The organism is Nocardioides sp. NPDC058538 (assembly GCF_042719275.1).
Taxonomy (GTDB): domain Bacteria; phylum Actinomycetota; class Actinomycetes; order Propionibacteriales; family Nocardioidaceae; genus Nocardioides.
Genome location: NZ_JBHXNY010000006.1, coordinates 231,093 through 238,814 on the forward strand (window position 1 = coordinate 231,093; position 7,722 = coordinate 238,814).

At 69.6% G+C, this 7,722-nt stretch carries 9 protein-coding genes and 1 tRNA gene; 1 reads left to right on the forward strand and 9 read right to left on the reverse strand.

All coding sequences use genetic code 11. The features are described from left to right. Window positions 1–20 precede the first annotated feature (20 nt). A complete protein-coding gene (locus ACFWQC_RS08310; RefSeq protein WP_378675703.1) occupies window positions 21–1,421 on the reverse strand; it encodes a cystathionine beta-synthase in 1,401 nt (466 codons plus the stop codon). Between the two features lie 87 nt (window positions 1,422–1,508). On the opposite strand from ACFWQC_RS08310, the gene ACFWQC_RS08315 reads away from it, so the two are divergent. Beyond that, window positions 1,509–2,531: an SGNH/GDSL hydrolase family protein gene (locus ACFWQC_RS08315; RefSeq protein ID WP_378675706.1), complete on the forward strand. Its 1,023-nt coding sequence runs from the start codon at window positions 1,509–1,511 to the stop codon at window positions 2,529–2,531. Window positions 2,532–2,586: 55 nt separating this feature from the next. Here ACFWQC_RS08315 and ACFWQC_RS08320 read toward each other — a convergent pair whose 3' ends face one another. The 8 genes from ACFWQC_RS08320 to ACFWQC_RS08355 all read right to left on the reverse strand — a co-directional run bounded on the left by ACFWQC_RS08320 (window position 2,587) and on the right by ACFWQC_RS08355 (window position 7,615). Next, a complete protein-coding gene (locus ACFWQC_RS08320; RefSeq protein ID WP_378675709.1) occupies window positions 2,587–3,435 on the reverse strand; it encodes a Bax inhibitor-1/YccA family protein in 849 nt (282 codons plus the stop codon). 125 nt (window positions 3,436–3,560) lie between these two features. Further along, window positions 3,561–3,635 (reverse strand) — tRNA-Leu (locus tag ACFWQC_RS08325). A gap of 18 nt (window positions 3,636–3,653) precedes the next feature. Next, on the reverse strand, window positions 3,654–4,214 hold the full coding sequence (gene def, locus ACFWQC_RS08330) for a peptide deformylase (protein WP_378675712.1): 561 nt from the start codon (window positions 4,212–4,214) through the stop codon (window positions 3,654–3,656). Next, window positions 4,211–4,729 carry a glycine cleavage system protein R gene (locus ACFWQC_RS08335; RefSeq protein ID WP_378675717.1) on the reverse strand — a complete coding sequence of 173 codons (519 nt, stop codon included), beginning with the start codon at window positions 4,727–4,729 and terminating at the stop codon, window positions 4,211–4,213. The genes def and ACFWQC_RS08335 overlap by 4 nt, the downstream gene beginning before the upstream one ends. An 86-nt stretch (window positions 4,730–4,815) precedes the next feature. Then, window positions 4,816–5,481: a hypothetical protein gene (locus tag ACFWQC_RS08340; RefSeq protein WP_378675720.1), complete on the reverse strand. Its 666-nt coding sequence runs from the start codon at window positions 5,479–5,481 to the stop codon at window positions 4,816–4,818. Window positions 5,482–5,581: 100 nt separating this feature from the next. Continuing rightward, window positions 5,582–6,505 (reverse strand): exopolyphosphatase, encoded by a 924-nt coding sequence (locus ACFWQC_RS08345; RefSeq protein ID WP_378675723.1) that lies wholly within the window; start codon window positions 6,503–6,505, stop codon window positions 5,582–5,584. Beyond that, window positions 6,502–7,011: a DUF501 domain-containing protein gene (locus ACFWQC_RS08350; protein WP_378675726.1), complete on the reverse strand. Its 510-nt coding sequence runs from the start codon at window positions 7,009–7,011 to the stop codon at window positions 6,502–6,504. Before ACFWQC_RS08350 ends, ACFWQC_RS08345 begins: the two co-directional genes overlap by 4 nt. Window positions 7,012–7,015: 4 nt before the next feature. Beyond that, window positions 7,016–7,615, reverse strand: coding sequence for a septum formation initiator family protein (locus ACFWQC_RS08355; RefSeq protein WP_378675729.1), 600 nt, complete (start codon window positions 7,613–7,615; stop codon window positions 7,016–7,018). Window positions 7,616–7,722 lie beyond the last annotated feature (107 nt).

Here is a 7,722-nt window from a genome sequence, read left to right on the forward strand (position 1 = left end):
CCAGGGGAGGGTCCACCGCCTCAGGAGCTGGTGAGGAAGAAGAGCAGGTCTTGGCGGGTGAGGACGCCGACGGGCTTGCCGTCCTCGTGCACCAACAGCGCGTCGGAGGAGCCCAGGGTGTGGGCGGCGTCGTGCGCGTCGGCGCCGGAGCCGATCGAGGGCAGCGGCGGGGACATGTGCTCCTCGACGGAGTCGGTGAGCTTGGCCTTGCCGGTGAACAGCGCCTCGAGCAGGGTCCGCTCCGAGACCGAGCCCGCGACCTCGGCGGCCACGATCGGCGGCTCGGCACGGACGACGGGCATCTGCGAGACGCCGTACTCCTGCAGGATGTGCACCGCCTCGGCGATCGTCTCGCCGGGGTGGGTGTGGACCAGGTCGGGCAACCGGCCGGACTTGCCGCGCAGCACGTCGCCGACCGTCTGCTTGCCGGCCTCGCCGGTCGCGAAGCCGTACTGTGCCAGCCACTCGTCGTTGAACACCTTGGTCAGGTAGCCGCGCCCGGAGTCGGGCAGCAGCACGACGATCACGGCGTTCTCGCCCTCCGGCGTGCCGGCCAGCTCAGCAGCGAGCTGCTTGGCGGCGTACGCAGCCATGCCGGCGCTGCCGCCGACCAGCATCTGCTCCTCGCGGGCGAGCCTGCGGGTGTAGGCGAAGGAGTCGGCGTCGGAGACCTCGATGATCCGGTCGGCGACGTCGCGGTCGTACGTCTCCGGCCAGAAGTCCTCACCGACACCCTCGACCAGGTAGGGCCGTCCGCTGCCGCCGGAGTAGACGCTCCCGGCGGGGTCGGCGCCGATCACCTGCACCTCAGGGTTCTGTTCCTTGAGGTAGCGGCCGATCCCGGAGATCGTGCCGCCGGTGCCGACACCGGCCACGAAGTGGGTGATCTTCCCCTCGGTCTGGCGCCAGATCTCGGGGCCGGTCTCCTCGTAGTGGGAGCGCGGGTTGTTGGGGTTGGCGTACTGGTTCGGCTTCCAGGCCCCGGGCTGCGAGGCGAGCCGGTCACTGACGTTGTAGTAGGAGTCGGGGTGCTCGGGCGGCACGGCGGTGGGCGCGACGACGACCTCGGCGCCGTAGGCCTTCAGCACGTTGCGCTTGTCCTCGCTGACCTTGTCGGGGCAGACGAAGATGCACTTGTAGCCCTTCTGCTGGGCCACCATCGCCAGGCCGACACCGGTGTTGCCGGAGGTGGGCTCGACGATCGTCCCGCCGGGCTTCAGCTCACCGGACGCCTCGGCCGCCTCGATCATCCGGGTGGCGATGCGGTCCTTCACCGAACCGCCCGGGTTGAGGTACTCCACCTTGGCCAGAACCAGCGGTCCCTCCCCCGGTTTGGATGCACCGGCGCCGTCCAGCGCGCGTCCCAGACGGACGAGCGGAGTGTTGCCGATAAGGTCGAGAAGCGAGTCCACGTACTCCATGGCGACAGCGTATGTCCACTAGGTGAGATCCCCTATATCCCGATACTGAGTGCCCGGTAGTGGGCCGAAGACTTTAGAGTGGTCCCCGTGGCGAAGAAGAGTCTGGCACGCAAGACCGCGTACGCCGGCGGGGGTGTACTGGCCGCGACGGCCGCGTTCGCCGGGGTCCTCGTCGCGGAAGCGGCGCTTGCCGTCAAAGCGACGCATCAGGTCAAGATGCCGGTGGCACCCTCCCCGACCGGGTGGTACGGAGCACGGCACCCGGGCCGACCGATCAGCATCGCTCTGCTCGGCGACTCGAGCGCCGCAGGCTACGGAATGACCGAGGTCGAGGACACGCCTGGCGCCGTCCTCGCCTCCGGCGTCTCCGAGAAGGCACGCCGGCCGGTGCGCCTGCACGACCTCTCCGAGATCGGCGCCAAGTCCTCCGACCTGCACCCTCAGGTCGAGAAGGCGATCGCCGCCGACGCCGACATCGCGGTCATCCTGGTCGGCTCCAACGACGTGATCCGCCGGGTGCGCCCTCGGGTCGCGGTGAGCCACCTCGCCCAGGCCGTCATCCGGCTCCAGGAAGCCGGGGTGCCGGTGCTCGTCGGCACCGTCCCCGACCTCAGCACCGCCACCCCGATCCTGCCGCCGCTGCGCTCGATCATGCGGGCCTGGTCGATCCGTATCGCCGCCGGCCAGATCTTCCACGTCATCCGCGCCGGTGGCCACACCGTGTCTCTGGGTGATGTCCTCGGCCCGGCCTTCAAGGCCACCCCGGCGTTCTGGTTCGGCGCCGACCAGTTCCACCCCTCCGCGGCCGGCTACCACGCGCTCGGCGAGGTGCTGGTGCCGCCGACGCTCTCGGTGCTGGGCCTCGTCGGCGACGAGGACGCCATCCTGGAGACCTACAACGGCAAGCAGGTCATGCCGCTGGCCGCAGCCTCGCTACGCGCCGTCATCCGGCCAGGAACCGAGATCGACCCGGCTCCGCGCCCCCGTGGCCGCGTCGGCCGCAACTGGGCCCGTGCCCGTTCCTTCGAGAACGAGCACCGCGAGCCTCGCCGGGGCGAGCGCCCCGACGAGACTCCCCCGGTCGCCGAGCCCCACCACTCCCAGCGCTGACAACGACAGAACCGCCCCGCTCCGAAGGGAGCAGGGCGGTCCTGTTGATGCGTGATCAGTCCTGCTGGAAGATCGCCAGCAGACGGAGCAGGTTGGTGTAGATCCAGACGAGGCTGACGGTCAGGCCGAAGACGGCCCGCCACGACTCACGCTCAGGGAGCTGGGCACGGATGCCGTACTCGATCTGGTCGAAGTCGAGGATCAGCATGAACACACCGAGCGCGAGGCCGGCGATGGCGGTGATCATGCCGAGCGTGCCGAAGCCGAAGAGGCCGAAGCTGGCACCGAACATGCCGAGCACGAGCTCCATCAGGCTCAGGCCCACCATGCCGAACATGGCGGCGATCACGAAGGTGCGGAACTTGTTGCCGACCTTGATGTTGAAGAACTTGTACGCAGCCAGGGTGCCCGCGAACGCGGCGAAGGTGCCGATCACGGCCTGGACGACGATGCCGCCCCCGAACAGGGCGTCGAAGGTCTTGCTCAGCGCACCCAGGGCGATGCCCTCGGCGAGAGCGAAGGCGAGGACCAGCGCCGGGCTGACCACGCGCTTGAACGAGTTGACCAGCGACAGGATGAAGGCGGCTCCCGCGCCGAGGGTCGCGGCCAGGTAGAGCGGAGCGAGGTTGGCATCGGAGTCGATGGCGGGGGTCATGAGCCACGTCGCGATGGCGGCCAGGAAGACCACGCCGAGCGTGATCGCACCCTTCTGCACCACCGAGTCGATCGTCATGGGCGCGCCCGTGGGGGGAGCCTCGGGGCCGCCGGTCGACCACTGGCTCGGGTCCTGCCCGTAGCCGGCGTACGGAGCGCCGTTGCCACCGTAGGTCGCGTTGCCGTAGGCATTCTGCGACGGCTGCCCGAAGCCCTCTGCCCTACGGAACACCGGGTTGTTGCTCTGCATTTGGGGGTCACTCCTCGAAAGCGACTGGAAAGTCGCCGCCACGGTGGCGGCTCCTGTGGCCAGCGTACCGGCCCTGTGTCTCACTCAACGTCCGGGACAACCCTGATGTTCCGGGGATCGCAGAGTGCCCCGGGTGGGACTCGAACCCACACTGAAGCGTTTTTAAGACGCCGTCCTCTGACCGATTGGGATACCGGGGCGCGCGGAAGAGATTAGCGTCATAAGTACGTCTGGCGCTGGTGCAGCGCGTGGGCGCCGGCGACGCGGTCGATGAAGAGCAGGCCGTTGGTGTGGTCGATCTCGTGTTGAAGGCAGCGGGCCTCGAAGGCGTCGGTGACGATCTCGACGGTCTCGCCGGTGACCGGGAGCTGGCCGCGTACGGTCAGCCGGGAGGCCCGCTTCACGTCACCGGTCAGGTCGGGGACGGACATGCAGCCCTCGCGCGCCTTCTCGTTGCGGCTGGCCTCGATGACTTCCGCGTTGCACAGGACGTACGTCCCGTGGTGGGTCTTGGTCTTGACGTGGGTGGAGACGTCGACGCAGAAGACGCGGGCCGAGACGCCGACCTGGTCGGCGGCCAGGCCGACGCAGCCGGGCGAGACCCGCATGGTGGCGATCAGGTCGGCGGCGAGCTGGACGGTCTCGGGGGCGGCGGGGTCGACGTCCTTGCCGGGCACGGAGAGGACGTGGGCGGGGGCGCGTACGACATCGAGGACCCTGCCCTCGACCCCCAGCTCCGCCTCGGTCCAGCCGGCGACTCGTTCGTTGATCTCACTCACAGGTCGTCGGCCTCGATCGGCCGTAGGGTGGCGTCGACGCCGAGCTCCAGGGTGACCCGCTTGATCGACGCCTCGAGCACGGCGACGTCGACCTCCGCCGGCAGCTCGAGCTCGGCGACGACGACATAGAGGTCGCCGGAGAGTCGGGTGGTCAGGTCGGTGATGTTGCCGCCGACCGCGGCGATCTCGGCAGTCACCGTGGAGACGATGCCCGGGCGGTCACCGCCGTGGACGGAGAGTACGAAGAGCTGGCCCGCTCCCGCCGGCGCCTGCTCCTCCGGGAGCTCGTAGACCGTGACCGTCAGGGTGCCGTCGGCCGCGATCGGCTCGAGGTCGGCCTGGATGGCCTCCGTGGTCGCCTCGCCCGCGCAGAGCAGCGTCATCGCGAAGTGTCCGCGGAGCCGGGTCATCGTCGAGTCCTCGAGGTTGAGTCCGAGTCCGGCCAGGCGGGCGGTGGTGTCGGCGATGATCCCCGGGCGGTCGTGTCCCAGGACGGTGATGGCGTGGATGGTCACCAAACCATTGTCACCCGCGGCCCGCCGATGGCGGACCGCGGGTGACTCAGATGGCCCCGCTATGACAGATCAGCTCTGGCCGCAGCTCAGCCGCGGAACCACTTGTCCTTCTCCTCCTCAGGAGAGTTGACCGGCTCGGGAGCGAACTCGGGCGTGCCCTCCGAGGTGGGCTTGACCGCGGTGTCGCCACCGCCCAGGTCGTCGTAGGACGCCTTGTCGGGGTCGGACGGCGGGGGCGGCGGAACCTCGGCGGCGTACGGGTCGGCCGGGGCGATCGGGTCGGTGAGCGGGTCACCGGTGACCCCGGCCTGCGGAGCAGACGGCGAGGGCGGAACCGGCGGAGCCGGCGGGTAGCCGCCGTACTCGCTGCTCGAGGATGAGCCGGTGGTCGACTCCGGAGCGGCCTCTGGGGTGGGCCCCGGGGTGGAACCCGGGACGGAGCCGTTGCGGTGCAGCTTTTCGGAGGCGACCTCGGCGGCGGCCGAGACCTTCTCCTTGGCCTGCTCCGCGTAGGGACCGGCCTTCTCCTTCACCGTGGCGGCGTAGGGACCGGCCTTGGCCTTGGCGGCCTCGGCATAGGGAGCAGCCTTCTCCTTGATGGGCGCCGCCTTCTCCGAGGCGGTCGCGAGGGCCGACTGGACGCGCGGGTCATGGGTGACCTTGTTCGCGCCGGCCTTCAGCTGCTCAGACTTGTTCTTGACCAGCACGCCGACACCAGCGGCGGCGATGGCAAGCAGGATGAGCTTTTTCACTTCTTGACCTTCCGAGAGACAGCATTTGGTTCGGTTTGATGGGTACGCCGGTGAACCCAAACCTAGGCGTCAAACACAAGATCAAAGTCCCCCGACATGCCTAGTCTCTAACGGACCAGGCGATTCCGTCGAGGATGTCGGACTCGGAGACCAGCAGAGACTCCACATGCGAGCGCCTCAGGATCCGGCTGAGGATCACCCCACCGGCGGCGATCACGTCGGCTCGTCCGGGGTGCATCCAGGGCAGCGCCAGCCGCTCCTCGACGGTCATCGCCAGAAGGCGGTCGACGAGCCGGTAGACGTCGTCGGGCGCGACCTCGGCGTGATCTGTGGCCGTGCGGTCGTACGCAGTCAGCTCGAGCAGCCCCATGGCCAGCTGGATCATGGTGCCGCCGACGGCGACCACGGTGTCGGCGGCCGCCGGGTCGACGGGGCAGTCGTCGAGGTGGGCGTCGATGTCGCGTACGCAAGCCTCGATCTCCTCGCGCGTGGGAGGGTCGGAGCGCAGGTGGCGCTCATGCAGACGCACCGAGCCGATGTCCATGCTGTCCGCCTCGCCGACGCTCAGGGTCGGGCCGCCGCCGAGGATCAGCTCGGTGGACCCGCCACCGATGTCGATCACCAGCACCGGCGGCTCCGGGGTGACGCGCAGGTTGCGGACCGCGCCGCCGAAGGAGAGCGCCGCCTCCTCCGTCCCGGTGACGACCTCGGGCGTGACCCCGAGCCGAGCGCGTACGCCGTCGATGAAGGTCGCCGCGTTGGCGGCGTCCCGGGTGGCCGAGGTGGCCACGAAGCGCACCTTCTCGACACCGTGCCCGCGGATCAGCGTCGCGTACTCGTCGATGGCTTCGAAGGCGCGCTGCAGGGCCTCCTCCGCGAATACGCCGGTGCGGTCGACACCCTGGCCGAGGCGGACCATGCGGGCCTCGCGTACGTCCTCGTTCAGGCCGTCGGCGGTGACCGTCGCGATCAGCAGCTTGATGGTGTTGGTGCCACAGTCGATGGCAGCAACCCGCCGGGTCACTGTTCCTCGTCCTCCAGCTCGAGGTCCACGCACGGGCCGGTCTTCCACCACTCGCCGAGCCGCTCGAGCACCTCGTCGCCGAGCGGGTTGACGCCGGGGCCCTGGGCGAGCGCCTGGCCGGCGAGGACGTGCAGGCACTTGACCCGGTTGGGCATCCCACCTGCGGAGATGCCGTGGATCTCGGGCGGGTCACCGAGCTCGTAGCGCGCCTCGAGATAGGCCTCATGAGCCTTGGTGTAGGCGGCGGCGAGCTCCTCGTCGGTCGCCAGCCGCGCCTCCATGTCCTTCATCACGTGGGTGCCTTCGAGGGTGCCGATCTTCGAGGCTGCCCGCGGGCAGGTGAGGTAGAAGGTCGTCGGGAACGGGGTGCCGTTGGGCAGCCGCGGCTCGGTGGTCACCACATCGGGCAGCGAGCACGGGCAGCGGTGCCCCACCTCGTGGATCCCCCGTGGCTCGCGTCCCAGCTGTGCCGTGATCGCGGACACGTCCTTGGGATCGATCGCCATGTCATCAGTCTTTCTTCTGCTTGGGCGGGTCGATCTCCGACTCCGGCCCGTCTCCTGTCTGCTCCGGCGGGTCACCGGCCAGCAGCACGGAACCCCACGCATCGTCCCACCAAGCCTTCGGCTGCTCCGCACTGCCCACCTTGCCGGGGTCGGTGAGCTCCGGCTCGGTCTGGATGCGCTCGCCGTTCTCGTCGAGGGCGACGTACGCCGTCTCCCCCGGCATCACGAAGCCGAACCGCTCCCGGGCCTGCTGCTGGACGTAGGCAGGGTCCTCCCAGCGACGGGTCTGCTCCTCGAGCTGCTTGATGTGTTCCTTGCGCTCGGCGATCTCGGTCTGGAGGGCGTTGATGTCATGGCGCTGCTGGATGTAGGCGCGCAGCGAGGAGGCGTAGGAGATCACCATCACGGCGGCCACGACGATGATCATCATCGCGCGGCCGGTGAGCTTGGGCCGGCGCAGACGCTTGCGCAGCGCATCAATGCCTCCGATGCCTCCGATCGCCGCCGGGCGGGCCGGGATGGGAGCACGCGGCCGTCGCCCCGGCCCCTGTGGGGCCCGAGGACCGCGTACGCGCTTGCTCTGACCGGGTCCCTGCGTTGCCACGTCGCTCATCCTCCCATCCACGACCTACCTCCTGGCGTCAGACGCGCGGCGGGGCGGGGGGGGGGGGGGAGGGGGCAGGCGACGGGGGGGGGCCGGGGATAGGGCTA

What these genes read in the sequence shown, in the direction of transcription:
- ACFWQC_RS08310 (WP_378675703.1), bottom strand. Translation starts at nt 1,421, where the DNA reads ATGGAGTACGTGGACTCGCTTCTCGACCTTATCGGCAACACTCCGCTC.
- ACFWQC_RS08320 (WP_378675709.1), bottom strand. Translation starts at nt 3,435, where the DNA reads ATGCAGAGCAACAACCCGGTGTTCCGTAGGGCAGAGGGCTTCGGGCAG.
- ACFWQC_RS08350 (WP_378675726.1), bottom strand. Translation starts at nt 7,011, where the DNA reads ATGGCGATCGATCCCAAGGACGTGTCCGCGATCACGGCACAGCTGGGA.